Annotated in this window: 17 protein-coding genes; 15 read left to right on the forward strand and 2 right to left on the reverse strand. The window is 51.4% G+C overall.

The window, feature by feature from the left end:
* The 7 genes from LIZ87_RS11050 (at position 1) to LIZ87_RS11080 (ending at position 8,430) form a co-directional block, all read left to right on the forward strand.
* The gene (locus LIZ87_RS11050; RefSeq protein WP_227147003.1) at positions 1-849 is read left to right on the forward strand and encodes a MurR/RpiR family transcriptional regulator; all 849 of its coding nucleotides are present in this window, start codon (positions 1-3) and stop codon (positions 847-849) included.
* A gap of 737 nt (positions 850-1,586) precedes the next feature.
* Complete coding sequence (gene aspS / locus LIZ87_RS11055; protein ID WP_178316196.1) at positions 1,587-2,918, forward strand: aspartate--tRNA(Asn) ligase; 1,332 nt, start codon at positions 1,587-1,589, stop codon at positions 2,916-2,918.
* Between the two features lie 27 nt (positions 2,919-2,945).
* Positions 2,946-3,239: an Asp-tRNA(Asn)/Glu-tRNA(Gln) amidotransferase subunit GatC gene (gene gatC, locus LIZ87_RS11060; RefSeq protein WP_178316197.1), complete on the forward strand. Its 294-nt coding sequence runs from the start codon at positions 2,946-2,948 to the stop codon at positions 3,237-3,239.
* 13 nt (positions 3,240-3,252) lie between these two features.
* The gene (gene gatA / locus LIZ87_RS11065; RefSeq protein ID WP_178316198.1) at positions 3,253-4,734 is read left to right on the forward strand and encodes an Asp-tRNA(Asn)/Glu-tRNA(Gln) amidotransferase subunit GatA; all 1,482 of its coding nucleotides are present in this window, start codon (positions 3,253-3,255) and stop codon (positions 4,732-4,734) included.
* A gap of 15 nt (positions 4,735-4,749) precedes the next feature.
* Positions 4,750-6,189, forward strand: a complete 1,440-nt coding sequence (gene gatB, locus LIZ87_RS11070) for an Asp-tRNA(Asn)/Glu-tRNA(Gln) amidotransferase subunit GatB (protein ID WP_178316199.1) — start codon at positions 4,750-4,752, stop codon at positions 6,187-6,189.
* A gap of 218 nt (positions 6,190-6,407) precedes the next feature.
* Positions 6,408-7,697: an aminotransferase class I/II-fold pyridoxal phosphate-dependent enzyme gene (locus LIZ87_RS11075; RefSeq protein WP_178316200.1), complete on the forward strand. Its 1,290-nt coding sequence runs from the start codon at positions 6,408-6,410 to the stop codon at positions 7,695-7,697.
* A 55-nt stretch (positions 7,698-7,752) separates the two neighbouring features.
* Positions 7,753-8,430 (forward strand): hypothetical protein, encoded by a 678-nt coding sequence (locus LIZ87_RS11080; protein ID WP_227147006.1) that lies wholly within the window; start codon positions 7,753-7,755, stop codon positions 8,428-8,430.
* A gap of 167 nt (positions 8,431-8,597) precedes the next feature.
* On the opposite strand, the gene LIZ87_RS11085 is transcribed toward LIZ87_RS11080, so the two are convergent.
* Positions 8,598-9,812, reverse strand: a complete 1,215-nt coding sequence (locus LIZ87_RS11085; RefSeq protein ID WP_264467970.1) for an iron-containing alcohol dehydrogenase — start codon at positions 9,810-9,812, stop codon at positions 8,598-8,600.
* A 205-nt stretch (positions 9,813-10,017) separates the two neighbouring features.
* Between LIZ87_RS11085 and hflK the strand changes: the two genes are divergently transcribed.
* Complete coding sequence (gene hflK, locus LIZ87_RS11090) at positions 10,018-11,169, forward strand: FtsH protease activity modulator HflK (protein WP_178316202.1); 1,152 nt, start codon at positions 10,018-10,020, stop codon at positions 11,167-11,169.
* A 153-nt stretch (positions 11,170-11,322) separates the two neighbouring features.
* Positions 11,323-12,201, forward strand: coding sequence for a protease modulator HflC (hflC, locus tag LIZ87_RS11095; protein ID WP_178316209.1), 879 nt, complete (start codon positions 11,323-11,325; stop codon positions 12,199-12,201).
* A gap of 79 nt (positions 12,202-12,280) precedes the next feature.
* Here the strand turns inward: hflC and LIZ87_RS11100 are convergent, their stop codons facing one another.
* Entirely contained in the window at positions 12,281-13,207 is a 927-nt protein-coding gene (locus LIZ87_RS11100) for a LysR family transcriptional regulator (protein WP_178316203.1), read from the reverse strand.
* A gap of 84 nt (positions 13,208-13,291) precedes the next feature.
* On the opposite strand from LIZ87_RS11100, the gene LIZ87_RS11105 reads away from it, so the two are divergent.
* The 6 genes from LIZ87_RS11105 to LIZ87_RS11130 all read left to right on the forward strand — a co-directional run bounded on the left by LIZ87_RS11105 (position 13,292) and on the right by LIZ87_RS11130 (position 21,153).
* Entirely contained in the window at positions 13,292-13,756 is a 465-nt protein-coding gene (locus LIZ87_RS11105; protein WP_178316204.1) for an Lrp/AsnC family transcriptional regulator, read from the forward strand.
* A 64-nt stretch (positions 13,757-13,820) separates the two neighbouring features.
* A complete protein-coding gene (locus tag LIZ87_RS11110) occupies positions 13,821-14,780 on the forward strand; it encodes an FAD:protein FMN transferase (RefSeq protein ID WP_227147034.1) in 960 nt (319 codons plus the stop codon).
* A gap of 355 nt (positions 14,781-15,135) precedes the next feature.
* Entirely contained in the window at positions 15,136-15,570 is a 435-nt protein-coding gene (locus LIZ87_RS11115; protein WP_178316206.1) for a GtrA family protein, read from the forward strand.
* A 5-nt stretch (positions 15,571-15,575) separates the two neighbouring features.
* Positions 15,576-18,584, forward strand: a complete 3,009-nt coding sequence (locus LIZ87_RS11120) for a YfhO family protein (RefSeq protein ID WP_227147009.1) — start codon at positions 15,576-15,578, stop codon at positions 18,582-18,584.
* A gap of 12 nt (positions 18,585-18,596) precedes the next feature.
* Positions 18,597-19,979 carry an argininosuccinate lyase gene (argH, locus tag LIZ87_RS11125; RefSeq protein WP_227147012.1) on the forward strand — a complete coding sequence of 461 codons (1,383 nt, stop codon included), beginning with the start codon at positions 18,597-18,599 and terminating at the stop codon, positions 19,977-19,979.
* Between the two features lie 445 nt (positions 19,980-20,424).
* Positions 20,425-21,153, forward strand: coding sequence for a Crp/Fnr family transcriptional regulator (locus LIZ87_RS11130; RefSeq protein ID WP_227147014.1), 729 nt, complete (start codon positions 20,425-20,427; stop codon positions 21,151-21,153).
* Positions 21,154-21,163: the final 10 nt, after the last annotated feature.

A 21,163-nucleotide genomic window follows, 5' to 3' on the forward strand; every position in this document is an offset into this window, starting at 1 on the left:
ATGGAGTTTGACGAGAAATCGGTCGTCCCTTTATTAGAAGCAAAGTATGACAGCTTCACACAGGCGGAGAAAAACATTGCTGACTTTTTTCTTCATAATAATAAAAAGAGGGAGGACCTTTCTCTGGAAACTCTTTCCGGGAAGCTGTTTGTTTCCAAAGCCTCCATTTCAAGGTTTGCAAAGAAATGCGGCTTTAAGGGATACCGGGAATTTCTCTATCAATATGAGAAATCCTTAGACAGAGCAGAGGAAAAGATTACCAATAACAGCAAGATCGTCCTGGATACCTACCAGGAGCTGCTGACAAAGACCTACAGCCTGATGGATGAGGGGCAGATCGCCAGGATCGTCAGGCTGCTTGAGGCCGCCGGACGTGTATTTGTCTGCGGGACAGGAAGCTCCGGCCTGGCGGCTGCCGAGATGGAGAGCAGGTTCATGAGAATCGGCATTGATATTGATTCCCTGACAGATGCAGACCGCATCAGGATGCAGGCGGTGTTCTGCGATGAACACAGCCTGATTATTGGAATCAGTGTCAGCGGTGAAAATGAATCTGTCCTTTACCTTCTGCGGGAGGCCCGCCAGAGACAGGCAAAGACCGTTCTGATCACCTCCAGGGACAGCCTTTTTTACAGGGAGTTCTGTGATGAGGTGGTGCTGATCTCTTCTATCAAGTGGCTGGAAAGCGGGAGCATGATCTCACCCCAATTTCCCATTTTGGTCATGCTCGATATTATTTATAGTGAGTACAGCTGGCTTGATCGAAGGGAGAAGCTGGCAATGCACAGCGATACACTCCAGGCGCTGAAATCAAAAAAGCATTACATGCTGGATCTGAGGGAGAAATAGCCGGCAGCCGGGGGGAACGTCTCTGACATCTCTGCAAAAATTGCTGCAAAAGCTCCCCTTTGGGCAGGCCTGATTTGACAAATATCCTAAAATTCAAAATCATTTTTATTTGGTCTTGACTTTCGCACTTTCATGTACTATCTTATTAAATATATTTTTAAAAGCAATGAAGGAGACTCTTGCCTGAGAAATGTAACAGGAAGGGGGCGTCACCGACTGAGAGCGCCTCCGCGCAGGACTGGGCGAAGGGAACACTCTGGAGCTGATATATTGAAGCAGGATAGTGCTGGCTGGGCATTTGTGTGCGGGTTTTCCGGAAAACCGGAGAACCGGGATCAGCCGTCTTGATAGTAGGTATATCCGTTTGTGCACGTTACGCACAGAGAGAGGAGACGCAGTCTTTGCCGACGGTGACAGGGCTGGCCGGTCTCAATGCGGGTGGTACCGCGGGAAGTCATAAAAGAACAGATTCCCGTCCCGGAATGCAGTTACTGTGTTCCGGGGCGTTTTTTGCGTGATCAGGTAGCTGTTCAGTAGGTCTGCGCACTTGCTGCGCTGACCGTAAGATAACCTGGGCTAGAGGGCAAAAATCCCATCGGCGAAGCCGATTTTAAATGGATTTTTGCTCGTAACTGTGAAGATACTGAACAGTTACGTGATCAGTTACAATCATTCTGTGATGCAGCCGGAAAATGCCTCGGAACCTAATGTCAAACATGGCTAAAGGAGAGAAAAAGATGGAATTTGTGGATGGAGTAAAGAAAAAGGAAGCAGTGGGTATTGCAGAGATCCTGGAGGGGGATTATACAGGAAAACGTGTGCGGCTGAACGGAGCTGTCCACACCATCCGTGACATGGGCGATGTGGCTTTTGTGATCCTGCGCAAGGCCGAGGGCCTGGTGCAGTGCGTGTATGAGGAAGGCATCACGAAATTTGACTTAAAGAGCTTAAAAGAGGAATGCGCCGTAGAGGTGATGGGAACAGTGAAGGCAGAGGAGCGTGCGCCCCACGGCTTTGAGATCCGCTTAGAGGAGATCAGGGTGCTGTCCCAGCCCGCAGAGCCCCTGCCGATCCCGGTGAGCAAGTGGAAGCTGAACACCTCCCTGGAGACAAAGCTGGCCCTGCGCCCTGTTTCCTTAAGGAACTTAAGAGAGCGTGCCAAATTTAAGATCCAGGAGGGCATTGTAAGGGGCTTCCGCGACTATCTTTTCAGTCAGGGCTTTACGGAGATCCATACGCCTAAGATCGTAGCCAGAGGCGCAGAGGGCGGCTCCAACGTGTTCAAGCTGGACTATTTTAATAAGAAGGCCGAGCTGGGACAGAGCCCCCAGTTCTACAAGCAGACCATGGTGGGGGTTTACGACAGGGTATTTGAGGCAGCTCCCGTGTTCCGGGCAGAGAAGCACAACACCACCCGTCATTTAAATGAATACACCAGCTTAGACTTTGAGATGGGATATATTGATGGCTTTGAGGATGTGATGGCTATGGAGACAGGAGTGCTCCAGTACATCATGGAGCTTCTTGCCAGGGATTACAAAAAGGAGCTGGATATGCTGGGCGTCACCCTTCCGGATGTGAGCAGGATCCCGGCTGTGCGCTTTGACAGGGCGAAGGAGCTGGTATCGGAGAAGTACAACAGAAAGATCCGCAACCCCTACGACTTGGAGCCGGAGGAGGAGCTTTTGATCGGCCGTTATTTCAAGGAGGAGTATGACAGCGACTTCGTATTCGTCACCCATTATCCGTCAAAGAAGCGTCCCTTCTATGCCATGGACGACCCGGCGGATCCAAAGTTCACCCTGAGCTTTGACCTGTTATTCAAGGGCCTGGAGGTGACCACAGGAGGACAGCGTATCCACGATTACAAGGAGATCCTTGCTAAGATGGAAAAGAGGGGCATGAATCCGGAGGACATCGCCTCCTACCTGATGATCTTCAAATACGGCATGCCGCCTCACGGTGGCCTGGGAATCGGCTTAGAGCGCCTTACCATGCGTCTGTTAGACGAGCAGAACGTCAGAGAAACCGCCATGTTCCCAAGAGACGTGACAAGATTAGAGCCCTAGCATTTTACCGGAAAGGAGCACACAAAAATGGCAAATATCATAAGCGATGAGACAATAGAGTATGTAGGGATCCTGGCAAAGCTGGAGCTGTCCGGGGAGGAAAAGGAAGAGGCCAAAAAGGACATGGGCCGCATGCTGGACTATATTGATAAATTAAATGAGCTGGACACCGCAGGCGTGGAGCCCATGTCCCATGTATTCCCGGTCCATAACGTATTCCGCGAGGACGTTGTGACAAATGGAGACGACCGCGAGAACATCCTTGCCAATGCACCTGAGAAGAAGGACGGCGCATTCAAGGTTCCAAAAACCGTAGAATAGGAGGGAAGTCTTGGTGAGTATTTTAGATTTCACAGCGATAGAGTTAGGCAAAAAGATAAAAGCAGGAGAGATCACCTCCCCGGAGGCCACAGAGGCCGTTATCCGCCAGATCAGGGCGGCAGAAGCCTCTGTCCACGCATATGTTACCATTGACGAGGAGGGGGCTATGGCTCAGGCAGCCAGAGTCCAGAAGGAGATCGAGGCAGGAAAGCTCACAGGCCCTCTGGCAGGCGTACCTGCAGCTATCAAGGACAACATGTGCACAAAGGGCATGCTGACCACCTGCAGCTCCAAAATATTAAATAACTTCGTTCCCACCTACACCGCAGAGGCCGTGCTGAACCTGGAAAAGGCAGGAGCCGTTATCCTGGGAAAGACCAACATGGATGAATTTGCCATGGGAAGCACCACAGAGACCTCTGCCTACGGCGTTACCCGCAATCCCTGGAACACAGAGCACGTGCCTGGGGGCTCCTCCGGCGGCTCCTGCGCAGCTGTGGCGGCAAACGAATGCTTCTACGCCTTAGGTTCTGACACCGGCGGTTCCATCCGTCAGCCCAGCTCCTTCTGCGGCGTTACAGGCATCAAGCCCACCTACGGCACCGTATCGCGATATGGACTCATTGCCTACGGCTCCTCCTTGGACCAGATCGGACCCATCGCAAAGGATGTGGCAGACTGTGCAGCCATCCTGGAGGCCATCTCCTCCTACGATGTAAAGGACAGCACCTCCATGAAGAGGGAGGATACCGACTTTACCTCCGCTTTGCAGGATGATGTAAAGGGCATGCGCATCGGCATTCCCAGGAGCTACTTTGGAGAAGGCCTGGATGAGGAGGTAAAGGCTGCCATCTTAGAGGCCGCTGACATTTTAAAGGAAAAGGGAGCAATCGTGGAGACTTTTGACTTAGGACTGGTGGACTATGCCATCCCGGCCTACTATGTCATCGCCTCCGCAGAGGCCAGCTCCAACCTCTCACGATTTGACGGCGTAAAGTACGGCTACCGCACACAGGAGTACGAAGGCCTTCACAATATGTATAAAAAGAGCCGCTCCGAGGGCTTCGGGCCTGAGGTGAAGCGCCGTATCATGTTAGGCTCCTTTGTCTTGAGCTCCGGCTACTACGATGCCTACTATTTAAAGGCCCTGCGCACAAAAGCCCTCATCAAGCAGGAATTTGACAAGGCCTTCAAAGCATATGATGTAATCCTGGCTCCGGCATCACCGAACACAGCCCCGAAGCTGGGCTCCTCCTTAAGTGATCCTCTGAAAATGTACCTGGGAGATATTTACACCATTTCCGTGAACCTGGCAGGACTGCCCGGCATGACCGTTCCCTGCGGCCTTGACAAGGAAGGGCTGCCCATTGGCCTGCAGCTCATCGGAGACTGCTTTAAGGAAAAAAATATCATCCGGGCAGCCTATGCATTTGAGCGCACCAGGACGTACCAGGCGCCGGCTATGTGCCGGAGCGCTGCACAGTCACAGCAGTAGGAGGGAGAGGATACCATGAGCAAACAGTATGAAACCGTCATTGGACTGGAGGTCCATGTAGAGCTTGCCACGAAAACAAAGATTTTCTGCTCCTGTTCCACAGAGTTCGGAGGAGCGCCCAACACCCACACCTGTCCGGTATGCACCGGTATGCCGGGCTCCCTGCCTGTGCTGAACAAGCAGGTAGTGGAATATGCCCTGGCCGTAGGCCTTGCCACCAACTGCCAGATCAACCAGTACTGCAAATTTGACCGGAAGAATTATTTTTATCCCGATAACCCACAGAACTACCAGATATCCCAGCTCTACCTGCCCATCTGCCATGACGGCTGGGTGGAGATCGAGACAGAATCCGGTGTCACCAAAAAGGTAGGCATCCACGAGATCCACATGGAGGAGGACGCAGGAAAGCTGGTTCATGACGAGTGGGAGGACTGCTCTCTGGTGGACTACAACCGAAGCGGCGTGCCTCTGATCGAGATCGTGTCGGAGCCGGACATGAGGAGCGCAGAGGAGGTTATCGCTTATCTGGAAAAGCTGCGCCTGATCATCCAGTATCTGGGTGCATCGGACTGCAAGCTCCAGGAGGGCTCCATGCGTGCCGATGTGAACCTGTCCGTCCGCGAGGTGGGAGCACCAAAGTTCGGTACCAGGACAGAGATGAAGAACTTAAACTCCTTTAAGGCCATTGCAAGGGCTATAGAAGGGGAGAGAAAGCGCCAGATCGAGCTCATCGAGGAGGGCAAGAAGGTCATCCAGGAGACAAGGCGCTGGGATGACAACAAGGAGAGCTCCAAGGCCATGCGTTCCAAGGAGGATGCCCAGGATTACCGCTACTTCCCGGATCCTGATCTGGTTCCCGTCATCATAAGCGATGAGTGGATCGCCAGGATAAAGGCACAGCAGCCGGAGCTCCGTACCGAGAAGATTGCCAGATATATGGAGGAGTTCGAACTGCCAAAATATGATGCGGAGCTTCTCACAAGCTCTAAGCACATGGCTGATACGTTTGAGGAGACCGTTGCCCTGTGCGGCAAGCCCAAGGAAGCCTCCAACTGGCTGATGGTAGAGGCTATGCGCCTGTTAAAGGAGCATGAGATGGATGCGGACGATATGAAGTTTGCCCCGGCCCATCTGGCAAAGCTCATAGAGATGGTGGCAGCCGGTTCCATCAACCGCACTGTGGCAAAGACCGTATTTGAGGAGATCTTTGCAAAGGATGTGGATCCTGAGGCCTATGTGGAGGAGAAGGGCTTAAAGGTAGTCAACGATGAGGGCGCATTAAAGTCCACTATCGATGCTATCCTGGCTGCGAATCCACAGTCTGTAGCGGATTATAAGAGCGGCAAGGAAAAGGCCATGGGCTTCCTTGTAGGCCAGACCATGAGGGCCATGAAGGGCAAGGCAGATCCCGCTATGGTAAATAAGCTGGTGAAGGAAGCGCTCACCAAATAGGAACTGCCCTGGCAGCTTCCGGGATCACCAGAAAATTCCATAAGCTGTGTTAGGGATAGAAGGAAATGCTATAAGCAGAGCTTTTGACTGCATAAAAAAAACTTGTATTGACGGAAGGCGCTCTTTGGTGTATGCTGTTTTCAATGCAAGGAAATGTAAATCTGTGGCTGACAGATGTATGCATGACAGATACAAAAAGGCAATATGAGGAGGAAATTATGAAGCCATATTCTGAGATGACAAAAGAAGAGCTGCTGGCCCTTCGCAAGGATCTGAAGGCAAAGTACCATGAGTTCCAGGGAAGGGACTTAAAGCTTGATATGTCCAGGGGCAAGCCCAGTGTGGATCAGCTGGATCTCTCCATGGGAATGATGGATGTGCTCAGCAGCAACGATGACCTGACCTGCGAGGATGGCACAGACTGCCGCAACTATGGTGTTCTGACTGGTATTGATGAGGCAAAGGAACTTCTGGCAGATATGATGGAGGTCAATCCCAACACGGTCATTCTCTATGGAAACTCCAGCCTGAATGTCATGTATGATACCGTTTCAAGGGCAATGACCCACGGCATCATGGGAAATACTCCCTGGTGCAAGCTGGATAAGGTAAAGTTCTTATGCCCCGTTCCCGGATATGACCGTCATTTTGCTATTACCGAGTATTTCGGTATTGAGATGATCAATGTGCCCATGTCGCCCACAGGCCCGGACATGGATATGGTAGAGGAGCTGGTGGCCGCTGATGATGCCATCAAGGGAATCTGGTGTGTGCCGAAGTACTCCAACCCTCAGGGATATTCCTACTCGGATGAGACAGTGCGCCGCTTTGCAAGGCTGGAGCCGGCTGCTCCTGACTTCAGGATCTTCTGGGATAATGCCTACGGCGTTCACCATCTCTATGACCACGACCAGGATCACCTGATCGAGATCCTGGCTGAGTGCAAGCGTGCAGGAAATCCTGACCTGGTATATAAATTTGCGTCAACCTCCAAGATCAGCTTCCCAGGCTCCGGTATTGCAGCCCTGGCAACTTCACACAACAATCTGGAGGACATCGTTGCCCAGTTAAAGAATCAGACCATTGGACATGACAAGGTAAACCAGCTCCGCCATGTGCGCTACTTCGGCGATATCCACGGAATGGTGGAGCATATGCGCAAGCATGCAGACATCATCCGCCCGAAGTTTGAGGCTGTGGAGGATATCCTGGAGAAAGAGCTGGGAGGACTGGGAATCGGAGAGTGGACAAAGCCAAAGGGCGGCTACTTTATCTCCTTTGATTCCCTGGAGGGCTGTGCAAAGAATATCGTTGCCAGATGCAAAAAGGCAGGCGTGGTCATGACAGGTGCAGGCGCCACCTACCCATACGGCAAGGATCCATATGACAGCAATATCCGCATTGCGCCTACCTATCCGCCTTTAGGCGATCTGATCATTGCCACGGAGCTGTTTGCTCTCTGCGTAAAACTTACCAGCGTGGAGAAGCTTTTAAAAGATATGCAGTAAACGTCTGGCAATCAGGAAAAAGATACAAGTGTAGAAGAACGTCATTCTTCAGATAATGACAGGGAGCGTTCCATCCGCTGCAGGATGGGATGGCTCCCTGTTTTTAAGTGAGCCAATGCCTGCGGAGCAGGATTCTTTTTTATGGGAGGAGGATGACGGCATGAGAGGCGCCAGAAGGCGTTTTAAAGGAAAATATGATATCTGCACCTTTTATCTGGTGCCGGGAGGAACCCTGCTGTTTGCCTCTCTGGGAAGCTGGACCGATACCAATTTCTCCGTGCTGGGCAGCCTGGCGGCAAACCGCCTGTTTTTAGGACTGTGGGGAGCAGGGATCGTGCTTTATTATGTCCTTTATGTGCGTTACCTGTTCTGCATCGGGCGGTACAGGAGGCCATGGGGAAACAGCCTTGTGAGTCTCTCTGCTGCCTTTCTGCTGACAGCGGTTATGATACCCTATCTGCCGGAGAAATATCCCCTTGGAGCAGCGCTGCATGTTCTGCTGGCATTTTTCTCACCCATTCTTCTGACTGTGGGGATCATTGGCTTCCTGCGTTTCTTAAGCTCCAGGAACAGGCAAAGATTCCGCCGGGCCTGGGTAATCTTATGGGCTCTTGCAGGCTGCGCCCTGGCATTTTTGCTGCATGCAGGCTTTATCACAAGCTTTCTGGAGGTGTTTGTGGTGCTGTCCCTCTGCGGCTTTCTGCGGTATATGGAGCGGCTTTTGGCAGTGTAGCAGTATAAAGGAAAAAGGACGGAACAGACAGCCGGGGAGCTGTCATGTTCCGCCCTTTCCTTTCACGTCCCGCCGGCTGGGGTAGCCTGCGGGAAAGTCGTATAATTATGGAGTGTTTAAACGCCCAGGCTCAAAGGGGAGCCTTTAGACGCTGAGGGGCATATGTATTAGAAATCAACCTCAGTATCGTAGTAGCAGCACTTCAGCAGCTTTTCCATTTCCTCCTGAGATGGGATACGTGGGTTGGAGCCGGTGCAGGCATCGCCGATGGCATTCTTTGCGATCTCAGGCAGTCTCTCTAAGAATACTTCCTCAGGAACAAAGCCGTTCTCGGTAGGATAGCTGTCTGCGCCGTAGTTCTTGATGCAGTGCGGGATGTTCAGGTCATCGTTCATCTTGCGCAGGTAAGCGATCAGAAGAGCTACCTTCTCATCATCATCCTTGCCGCCCAGGTTCATATAGTCAGCGATCACGCCGTAGCGCTTTTTCGCGGTCTCATCCTTTGCATTGAAAGCGATCACCTTTGGCAGATACATGGCGTTTGCTGCGCCGTGGATAATATGTGCGCCGTGGTCTGCAAATGCAGCGCCGGTCTTGTGAGCCATAGAGTGAACAATGCCCAGCAGAGCGTTGGAGAATGCCATACCGGCAAGGCACTGTGCATTGTGCATGCTGTGACGCTTTGCCATATCTCCGTTGTAGGAGTCTACCAGATCAGCCTGGATCATCTCAATGGCATGGAGAGCCAGGGGATCAGTATAATCGCAGTTTGCGGTGGAAACGTAAGCCTCGATCGCATGAGTGATCGCATCCATACCAGTGTGGGCAACCAGCTTCTTAGGCATGGTCTCAGCCAGTGCGGGATCAACAATAGCGACATCAGGAGTGATCTCGAAATCAGCGATCGGGTACTTGATGCCCTTCTGATAATCTGTGATGATGGAGAATGCTGTCACCTCAGTAGCGGTACCGGAGGTGGAAGAAATTGCGCAGAAGTGTGCCTTTCTGCGAAGGGGTGGAATACCGAATACCTTGCACATATCCTCAAAGGTGCACTCCGGATACTCGTACTTGATCCACATAGCCTTTGCTGCATCGATCGGTGATCCGCCGCCGATGGCTACGATCCAGTCAGGCTCAAACTTTAACATAGCCTCTGCACCGCGCATAACAGTCTCTACAGAAGGATCAGGCTCAATGCCCTCGAACAACTCGACTTCCATGCCAGCTTCCTTTAAATAGCTGATCACTTTGTCCAGGAAGCCAAAACGCTTCATAGAGCCGCCGCCTACACAGACCATAGCTTTCTTTCCTGTAAAGGTCTTTAATGCCTCCAGTGCGCCCTCGCCGTGATATAAGTCTCTAGGTAATGTAAATCTCATGATAAAAACCTCCCCGTATTTGAGAAATTTGTTATTTATTTAACAACTATATGGTACCACATTCCTGTCATTCCCGGTAGATACGAAAAAGGCATACCAGTATTCCTGTACAGATATCTCTATAATTTTTCTTGAGGCTATGAAATGACTGAATCTTGTGGTATACTCATTTAAATAACAGAAAAATACTCGGAAGGAGAAACGGATGGGATTGTTTAAGAAAAAGCAAAAGGGAGAGAACAATTATGACACAGAAAACGGATATCAAAACAAAGGCCAGAGGCCGAACATGGACGGCCAGAGGGTAAAGCGCGTTCTGCGGTCAGTAAAGCTTGTCATCCTTCTGGTGGTTCTTGCTGTGGCTGCCATGGATTCCTTCTATACCTTATCAGAGAATGAGATGGCAGTGGTGACGACCTTTGGCGTACCCTCCAGCGTCATGACCTCTGGTCCGAAGTTCAAATATCCCTTTATCCAGAAGGTACACAAGATGTCAAAGGAGATCAAGGGAATGCCCATTGGCTATGACCCGGACTACAGCCTGGGCATGGAGAACAATGCGGTGAGCCGGACAGACTGGGAGAGCGCGGGGGAGAACCTGGCATCCATTCCCTCAGAGTCTGAGATGATCACAAAGGACTTTAACTTTGTAAATGTGGATTTTTATATCGAGTATCAGATCGTGGATCCCATAAAGGCATACATTAACAATGAAACAGCTATTTCCATATTAAAGAACCTGGCCCAGTCCTATATCAGGGACACAGTGGGCTCCTACAGTGTGGATGAGGTCATCACCACAGGAAAGTCGGAGATACAGGCAAAGGTAAAGGCACTGCTTTCTGAGCGCCTGGAGTCAGAGGACATCGGCATTGGCATCTACAATGTCACCATCCAGGACGCGGAGCCACCCACGGAGGAGGTAAATAATGCCTTTAAGGCGGTAGAGGATGCCAAGCAGGGCATGGATACAAAGATCAACGAGGCAAAGAAATATCAGTCAGAGCAGCTCCCAGCCGCCAATGCAAAGGCAGATAAGGCAGCCAGGGACGCAGAAGCCTACAGGCAGCAGCGCATCAGCGAGGCCGAGGGCCAGGTATCCCGTTTCAATGACATGTATGAGGAATATGCCAAATATCCGCTGATCACAAAGAAGAGGATGTTCTATGAGACCATGGAGGAGATCCTTCCCCAGTTAAAGGTGATCATCAATGGCTCGGACGGGACCCAGACCCTTCTGCCCTTAGAGCCATTTTCAGGGACTTCAAGTACAGGCACAGGGAACGCTGTCAATACGCCGCCTGTGAACAGCCAGACAGCCCAAAGCGCGGTTTCTGAAAGCGAAGGAGGACAGTAGATGGATATCGGAAAAGAGATGATAAAGCTGATCCCCCAGCTGATAAGGTTTGCCATTGTCCTGCTCATCGTGATCAGCATAATGAGAAAAATGACAGGCGGAAAAGGAATAAACTGGAAAAAAGAAGAATGGAAGGGAGGCGCAGTACCTGATATGGGCGCTTTGACAAAATTTACGAGAAATATCGTGATCCTGGCAGTGATCGCAGTGGCAGTCCTGGTCTGCAATCCCCTGGTGGTGACAAAGGCCAATGAGTATTCCCTGATCATACAGTTTGGAAAGGTGGTGCGGGTGGAGGAAGATCCTGGGCCCTCCCTGCGTATTCCCTTCCTGCAGTCTGTTCAGAAGATCCCAAAGTACAAAATGATATCAGACCTCTATCCCAGCGACGTCACCACAAAGGATAAGAAGGTCATGACAGTGGATTCCTTTGTCATCTGGGACATTGAGGACCCTGTGAAGTATCTGTCCTCCTTAAATGCCAGCAAGGAAAAGGCGGAGGTCAGGCTGGGCAATGTGGTCTACAACTCCATTAAAAATGTGCTCTCCTCCACCAATCAGGCAGACATCATTTCCGGCAGGGATGGGGAGCTGGCGAAGATCATTACGGAAAATATCGGAAATTCCATGGATTCCTACGGCATACACATCTATGCAGTGGAGACAAAGAAGCTGGATCTGCCGGATTCCAACAAGGAGTCCGTATACCAGCGCATGATCTCCGAGAGGAACAATATCGCTGCCCAGTATACGGCGGACGGTGATTACCAGTCCTCTCTTATCAAGAATGAGACTGACAAGACCGTAAAGGAGACCATTGCGAAGGCCAACGCGGAGGCGGAGAAGGTCAAAGCAGAGGGCGAGGCAAGATACATGCAGATCCTGAGCGATGCCTATAATGATGAGGCGAAGGCGGACTTTTACAATTACGTCCGCTCCCTGGACGCCCTGAAGGCCTCCTTGAAGGGAGACAACAAGACCATTATCCTGAACCAGGACAGTGAGCTGGCAAGGATATTGTCCGGAAATTGAGCTCCCTTTGTAACTGTTCAGTAGGTCTGCGCACTTGCTGCGATGACCGTAAGATAACCTGGGCCAACCTCTCTTTCCGTTAATCGGACAGCTGGCTTATCATCCGCCAGAGGCAGTGGACAAATTCATTTTCCTCCTTTGAGAAGACGTAGCCGTTCCGGTAAATGAGGATGTCCTTGTGGAGATTGCCGGGGTAGCTGCAGGTCCGCTGCAGGAGTCCTGTGGAGGAAAGGCTGGCAAAGGGGACAGGAGAGGTCCACATATAGGAGGAGGGAAGCTGGTTTAGGAGCTCGAACTGGCTGCCTCTGTCGTAAATGGAGATGGTTTTTTTTGAGTTTCCGCCTGTGGCAGAGGCCTCCTGTGTCTCAAAGGCAAAGCTGGGAGTCTGGACATCTCCCTGGATGATCTCGATGGAATCAGAGAAATCAAGGTAGGTCAGATTTTCCTTGTCTGCCAGGGGATGCTTGGGGGACATGAGCACGCAGGAGGAGAATTCCCACAGCTCCTGATATTCCAGATTTTCCTCCTGGAGCATTTTCAGGTAATAGGGTTCATACAGGGACTGGCAGCGTATGATGCCGATGTCAAATTCCTTGGAGGCGACCATATGTATGGCGTCCCTGGAGTTGGTCTCCAGATAGCGGGCCTTTAAGGAGGGAAGGGATCTGATCTCCTTTAAAAAGGCGGCCAGGGCATAGGAAATGTAGGTGGCCCTGGGAACGCAGAAGCTTACCTCCAGGATGCGCTCCTTATTTCTGGAGCAGAGGGCTTCGATCTGCTCCTCCTGTGCCAGAATGGCCTTGGCGTACCGGAGAAATTCCTCTCCTTTTTTTGTTGGAACCATTCCGCGGCTTGTCCTGTCAAAAATGGGAGAGCCCAGATCCCGCTCCAGCTCCCGGATGATCTTGCTCAAGTGGGGCTGGTTCATATAGAAATTCTGTGCAGCCTTTGTGATGGAGCCGGTCTTCTCCACCTCGGCTGCATATTTTAAATAGGAAAGGTTCATTGTTTGACTCCTTCGGATTTTGTGATATTATATAGATGTCTCTGTCATTATAGTATAGATTGAAAGAAAATGGTAGGTAAAGAGATGGATAAATTAGATTACAGGATTTTGGGCATTCTGAAAGAAAACGGACGGGTGACGGCCTCCGATATCAGCAAGGAGATACACCTGTCTGTTTCCGCTGTGTTAGAACGGATCAAGAAGATGGAGGAATCCGGGATCATCAAGGGCTATACGGTCATGGTGGATTCCAAAGCCCTGGGCAATGATGTGACGGCCCTCATGGAGATCAGTCTGGAGCATCCGCGCTTTCATGATGCCTTTACAGAGATCATCAAGGATCATCCTAATATCGTGGACTGCTACTATCTGACAGGAGACTATGACTTTATCGTAAAGATATCCTGCGCTTCCTCCGATGATCTGGAGAGCATACATAGGACGATCAAGAGCACCCCAGGCGTATCTGCCACAAGGACTCACTTTGTCCTGAAGGAGATCAAAAATATTTATTCAGCAATACCAGAGGAAGGAAAACTGAGGATCTAAGGCATTTATGAGAAGATCGGGAAAAATAGATAAAATGGTCCAGGCAGCCGTCCTTTTTCTTGCAATGAGCCTTTTTTGCCTGGCGGGCTGCAGGGAAAAGGAGATAACGCCTGTCAGCAGGTCGGCTTTTCTCCTCAACACCTTTGTGACAGTGACTCTCTATGATACAGAGGATGAGGCAGTGCTGGATGGATGTATGGAGCTTTGCGGGGAGTATGAGGCCCTTTTGAGCAAGACGTTAAAGACCAGTGAGATCTATCAGATGAATCACAGAAAAAAGGGTCAGCGAACCTTTGAGGTGTCAGATAAGACGGCGGAGGTGTTAAAAAAGGGCCTGGAGTACAGCCGTATATCAGAGGGAGCCTTTGATATCACAGTGGAGCCCTTGAGCTCCCTTTGGGACTTTACAGGGGAGGATCCCCGGATACCGCCGGAGGAAGAGATCGAGGCTGCCGTAAAGCGGGTGGATTACAGGAAGGTATCCCTGGAGGGAAATGTCGTGACCTTTGCAGATGACGACACTACCATTGACTTAGGAGCCATTGCAAAGGGCTTTATTGCAGATGAGCTGAAAGCCTGGCTGAAGGAGCAGGGAGTGGAAAGCGCCATCATTAACCTGGGGGGAAATGTCCTCTGTCTGGGGAAAAAGCCGGATGGAACTCCCTTTAAGATCGGTCTTCAAAAGCCCTTTGCCACCCACAATGAAACCGTGGCTGCCCTGGAGATCACAGACATGTCTGTGGTTTCTTCCGGTGTGTATGAGCGCCATTTTATCAAAGACGGTGTGAATTACCACCACCTGTTGGACCCGGCTACAGGCTATCCCTATGAGAACGGCCTGGTCCAGGTCTCCATCCTTTCCGCCTGTTCTGTGGACGGGGACGGACTGAGCACGGCCTGCTTTGCACTGGGACGGGAGAAAGGCATGGAGCTCATAGAGAGTATGGAGGGGATCGAAGCGGTATTCATGACGGAGGACGGGGAAATGACCGGAACATCGGGGATGGCGGCCTATATGGAATAATAGGCAGCGGGTATACTGTGCCGTGGCTGGCGGAGGACGGCTGCAAGGAGGGCGGCTGGCGCTTCGGTTTCGGACATAAGAAGCACTAAGCCACCTGATTTTTCCTAAAAGCCAGAGCAGCATCAAAGCAACTCGCTGCGCTCAAACAAGCATTGATGCTGCTCTGAACGGAAAAACCAGCTGCCTAAGTGCTTCTAATGCCCTGCAAAGGCGCGCCAGCCGCCCTCCTTGCAGCCGTCCTCCGCCAGCTACGGCACAGCATACCCAAGGACGGCCGCAGCTTTTCCTTTACTTTTCGGTCATGCTACCATATAATAGAGGGGTATTTTTATAGCGAGATATGAAGGAGCAGGCCATGCTGAAGAAGATTTGGAATACATGCATGAATTATGAGACCATCAGCTATGTTATCTGCGGCTTTCTCACCACGGGAGTGGATTTTGTGGCCTATGGTCTTTTCAGAAGGCTGGAGCTGGGAGTGGGTACTTCTCAGGCCCTTTCCTGGCTGGCTGCAGTGCTGTTCGCCTATGTGGTGAATAAGCTGGTGGTTTTCCGCAATTTTAACCTGCGTCCCAGCCATGTGGCAAAGGAGGCAGGTGCATTTGTGACAGGCAGGATCGTGTCCGGCGTTGTCACATGGCTTCTCATGGTAGCCATGGTGAAGCTGGGAGGAGACAGGGGCTTTCTGTTTGAATTGTTCTGCAAATTGATGTCTTCCCTGGTTAACATGGTGCTGAATTATATTTTCAGCAAGGTATGGATATTCAGGAAGGTGCCTGAAGAAAGGTAACTGTAATGGAACGCGAGGAAATAGAACGGATAGAGCAGGAGCTTGATGAGGTGTTAAAGCTGATCCAGCCGGAGAAGAAGCCGGAAAGCGGGATGGAGCCTGTGGGGGAAGCGGCTGCTCTTGAGGAGGAAGAAACACCGTTGGAGGAACCGACACCATTGAATATACAGAAGACAAGAAAACGTGTTTCCCTGGAAAATGCAGGCCAGGAGCCGCCTCTGGGAAAGTCCCATAGTCTGGGGGCAAAACTGGAGACAGGGCCGGAGAAGAAGAGAAAAGCAGGGCCGGAATGGGAGCTGAAGGAGCCGGGTCAGGAACCAGCGGAGGATCAGAAACCTGGTCAGGAACCAGAAGCGGACTGGGGCAAGGCAGAGAAACCTGGTCAGGAACCAGAAGCGGACTGGAGCAAGGCAGAGAAACCTGGGCAGGAACCAGAAGCGGACTGGAGCGCAGCAGAGGGGCCGGAAGAGGACTGGGATCCGGAATCCGGACAGGCTTCGGAGGGCGATGACATGTACGGCTGGGGCCCCAGGAACACCCTCAGGCTCTTAAAGCCCTCAGACGGTATGGCAGCCGCCTTTTTTGTGCCTGTGGTGGTGATGATCATCATCTTTGCCCAGAGGGGGATCTTCCCCTTTGGAGAGGAATGCTTTCTGAGGACGGATATGTACCACCAATATGCGCCCTTTTTTTCCGAGTTTCAGTATAAGCTGACCCATGGAGGGAGTCTGCTTTACAGCTGGGACATCGGCATGGGCATTAACTTTTCTGCCCTGTATGCCTACTATCTGGCAAGCCCTGCAAACTGGCTGCTGCTGTTCTGGCCTAAGGGCCACATCATTGAGTTTATGACGATCCTTATTGTGCTGAAAACTGCCTTGTCGGGTGTTGCTTTTACCTGGTATCTGCGCAGGCACTTTGGCACAATGGATTTTGGCGCCGGGCTTTTTGGCGTGTTCTATGCTCTGAGCGGCTATATGGCGGCTTACAGCTGGAACATTATGTGGCTGGACTGCATTATGCTGTTTCCGCTGATCCTTTTGGGCCTGGAGCGCCTGGTGATGGAGAAGAGAGGGCTGCTCTACTGCATTACCCTGGGGCTGTCCATTCTTTCCAATTATTATATCTCTATCATGATCTGCATTTTCATGGTGATCTATGCGATCGCCCAGCTGATCTTAAACCCGCCAAAGGGTTTGGGAGATTTTGTGGGGATCGGCTTTCGGTTCGGGCTGTATTCCCTTCTCGCAGGAGGACTGGCAGCCGTGGTGCTCCTGCCGGAAATCTATGCCCTCCAGGCAACGGCCTCAGGGGATTTTGATTTTCCAAAGACCATATCTTCTTATTTCTCCATTTTTGACATGATCGCAAGACATATCGGAAATGTGGGAACGGAGATCGGACTGGATCACTGGCCCAATATCTACTGCGGCGTGGCAGTGCTCTTGTTCTTCCTTCTTTATATAGGAAGCAAAAGGATCGCTGCCAGGGAAAAGATCGTGTACTGCAGCCTGCTTCTGTTGTTCTTTGCCAGCTTTTCCGTGAATGTGCTGAACTTTATCTGGCATGGCTTCCACTATCCCAACAGCCTGCCCTGCCGTCAGTCCTTTATCTATATTGCCCTGGTGCTGACAATGTGCTACCATGCCTACAGCAAGCTTAGGGAGACACCCTGGAAGCATATTGTGCTGGCCTTTTGGGGAGCAGTGTCCTTTGTGCTGCTGGCAGAAAAGCTGGTGGATAATCCGGAGCAGTACCATTTTTCCATCTTTTATGTGGCGATCCTCTTTTTGGGATTGTATGCAGGGATCCTGTATCTGTACAAAAAGGGAAAATGGAGCTTGGATGCAGTATTGTTAGGGGCGCTGTTTCTTGTTGCGGTGGAGAGCGCGGTGAACACAGCCGTCACCAGCGTGCCCACTACCAGCAGGACCGCCTATGTCAAGGACAATGAGGATGTGCGGGAGCTGGTGCAGGCGATCCGGCCGGACACCTTTTACCGAGTGGACAAGAGCGACCGCAGGACGAAGAATGACGGGGCATGGATGAATTTTCCCTCCGCCTCCCTGTTTTCTTCTACGGCTCATGCCTCCTTATCGGAGTTCTTTAAGAAGCTGGGCTGTGAAAGCTCGACCAATGCATACAGCCTGACAGGAAGCACGCCTCTGGCGGACAGCCTGTTTTCCGTGCGCTATGGTGTGTACCCGGACCAGCAGGCTGCAGGAAGCCTGCTAAAGCAGCACAGCAGGGCTGGCGGCCTTTGGATGTTTGAAAATACGTATACCCTTCCGGTAGCGTTCATGCTCCCAAAAGATGTGGAGCAGAACTGGATGCTGGATGCAGGCAGCCCGGCTACGGTGCAGAATGACCTCTGCGCGGTGCTGGATGTGCAGGATGTGCTTCTGTTTAACGACAGCCAGACCGAGGGCAGGAAGCTCACCTTTACAGCGGAAGCCACCGGAGATTACTATGTCTATGTGACAAACAAAAAGGTGAAAGAGGTCTCTGTGGTTATAAGAGAGGACAGCTTAAGCTTTGACAATGTAGACCGGGGATATTTCCTGGAGCTGGGCCGTATCCTGGAAGGAGAAGAGGTAAGGCTGGAATCAGAGGATGAAGGCAACCCTACTCTCCAGGCCGAGGTGTGGAGATTCAGCCCGGAGGGCCTTGAGGCTGTCTATGGGGTGTTAAACCGCAATCCCATTGTCCTTTCAAGCTGGACAGATACAGGGCTGGCAGGAACCATCACAGCAGATGAGGCAGGGACCATGTTTACCAGCATTCCCTATGACAAAGGCTGGAGCATTCTGGTGGATGGGGAGCCGGCAGAGGCCAGAGAGGTCTTTGATACCTTCCTGTCAGTGGATCTGAGCGCAGGCACCCATCGGATCAGCCTTCATTTTGAGCCTGAGGGGCTGCGCACCGGCGCGTGGATCACAGCCGGATCAGCCATTATCCTTGCCGCTGTCACGGCTGCGGGATATGTACAAACAAAATATAGAAAACAGAGATAGGAGATAAAAGCCATGAAATTATGGGGCGGACGTTTTACAAAAGAGACGAACCAGTTAGTACACAATTTTAACGAATCCCTTTCCTTTGACCAGAAATTTTACCGTCAGGACATCAGAGGGAGCATTGCCCACGTGAAAATGCTGGCAAAGCAGGGCATTCTTTCGGAGCAGGACCGGGATGATATCATAAAGGGTCTTGAGGGGATCCTGCAGGATCTGGACGAGGGAAGGCTTACGATCTCTGTGGACTCCGGCTATGAGGATATCCATTCTTTTGTGGAGGGAACGCTGACGGAGCGCATTGGTGAGGCGGGAAAGCGCCTTCACACAGGACGCAGCCGCAATGACCAGGTAGCTCTCGATATGAAGCTTTATACCAGGGATGAGATCGATGAGATCGATGGGCTGGTGAAGGAGCTCCTCTGTGAGCTTCTCAAGGTGATGGAGGAGAACACAGAGACCTTTATGCCGGGCTTCACCCATTTACAGAAGGCCCAGCCCATTACCCTGGCTCACCATGTGGGGGCTTACTTTGAAATGTTTACAAGGGACAGGCTGCGCTTAAGGGATATCCGCAGGCGGATGAATTACTGTCCGCTGGGCTCCGGCGCTCTGGCGGGGACTACCTATCCGCTGGACCGGGCCTATACGGCAGAGCTGCTGGATTTTGACGGGCCTACCTTAAATTCCATGGATTCCGTGGCGGACAGGGATTATTTGATCGAGCTTCTTGCGGCCTTATCTACCATTTCCATGCATTTGAGCAGGTTCTGTGAGGAGATCATTATCTGGAATACCAATGAGTACCGTTTTGTGGAGCTGGATGATTCCTACAGCACCGGAAGCAGCATTATGCCTCAGAAGAAGAATCCGGATATCGCAGAGCTGATCCGTGGCAAGAGCGGACGGGTGTATGGGGCTTTGGTATCTATGCTTACTACGATGAAGGGGCTTCCTCTGGCTTATAATAAGGATATGCAGGAGGATAAGGAGCTGACCTTTGATGCGATCGATACGGTGAAGGGCTGCCTGGCGTTGTTTACCGGGATGGTGTCTTCTATGAGCTTCCGGAAGGATGTGATGGAGGCCAGCGCTAAGAATGGCTTTACCAATGCTACGGATGCGGCGGATTATCTTGTGAATAAGGGAGTTCCGTTCAGGGATGCCCATGGTATTGTGGGTCAGCTGGTACTTAAGTGCATTGAAAAGGGGATTGCGCTGGATGATCTGCCGCTGGATGAGTATAAGGAGATCAGCCCTGTGTTTGAGGAGGATGTGTACGAGGCCATCAGCATGAAGACCTGCGTGGAGAAGAGAATGACAGTTGGGGCGCCGGGGCCGGAGGCGATGAAGAGGGTGATTGAGATTTATAAGAGGCAGTTGGAAGAAGAATAGGTGTTTGTTGGATTAAATGGAGAGTGTTTTGGGCGGCGTGGCTCTGGGATAGGGGCTGTGCCGCTTTTTTTGGTGTATGGGAAAGTCTTGTGGAGCCTTCTGCTTTGTTTGGGGGATGGCTGGGGAACGTTTCCGCATTTGGCACTGCGCCTGGGGCAGGAGCGTCTGGCACTCCGGTTTCGGACATAAGAAGCTCTAAGGCAGCTGATTTTTCCTAAATGCCAGAGCCACATCAACGCAACTCGCTGCGCTCAGACAATCATTGATGTGGCTCTGAACGGAAAAACCAGCTGCCTAAGTGCTTCTAATGTCCTGCAAAGCCGCACCAGCCGCTCCCGCCCCAGGCACAGCGCCAAATGCGGAAACTTCAGAAAGCGGAGGTTCTTGGCTTGCAATTTGTTTTGCAAGTTATTATAGCTGGGGGTTGACGGAAAAAGGAGATGAGTTGTATAATAATTCCATCAAATTAGTTGGAAATACAACGAAAAAGGGGAAGAACATGGAGGAATATCTGCATTTGATGAAAAAGTCTCCTTTGTTTTATGGGATCAATGAGGATGAGCTTTATACGCTGTTTAAGTGCTGTGGGGCGGAGAGGACCATGTATGAGACAGGGGAGTATGTTTTCCGTATGGGGGAATCTCTGGATCGGGTCATGATTTTGTTAAAGGGAAAGGCGGCGGTGGTTCACGAGGATTTTTGGGGGAAGAAGGAGGAGCTGTATTGTATACGGGAAGGGGAGGTGTTTGGGGAGACTTATTCTTGCGCCAGGACGCCGGTGCTTCCGGTGAGCGTTGCGGCAAAGGAGGGATGCGAGGTGCTGTTTCTGAATTATCAGAGGATGATCACCTTCTGCTCTCTGGCCTGTGATTTTCATACAAGATTGATACACAATCTGCTGCGCCTGGTTTCGGAACAGAATGTGAGGCTGGAGAATAAGCTGGAGCACATTTCCAGGAAGACTACCAGGGAAAAGATCCTATCCTACCTTTCCGCTCAGGCCATGTCCCAGGGGGGCCGGAGTTTTGACATCTCCCATAACCGCCAGGAGCTGGCTGAATATCTCTGTGTGGACCGCAGCGCCATGTCCAATGAGCTGAGCAAGATGCGGGCGGAGGGGATACTGGATTTTCAGAGGAATCATTTTGTGCTGTATGAGAGGGAGAAGGGATGATTGAGAAATA

This window comes from Lacrimispora sp. 210928-DFI.3.58 (assembly GCF_020554865.1).
Lineage (GTDB): Bacteria > Bacillota > Clostridia > Lachnospirales > Lachnospiraceae > Enterocloster.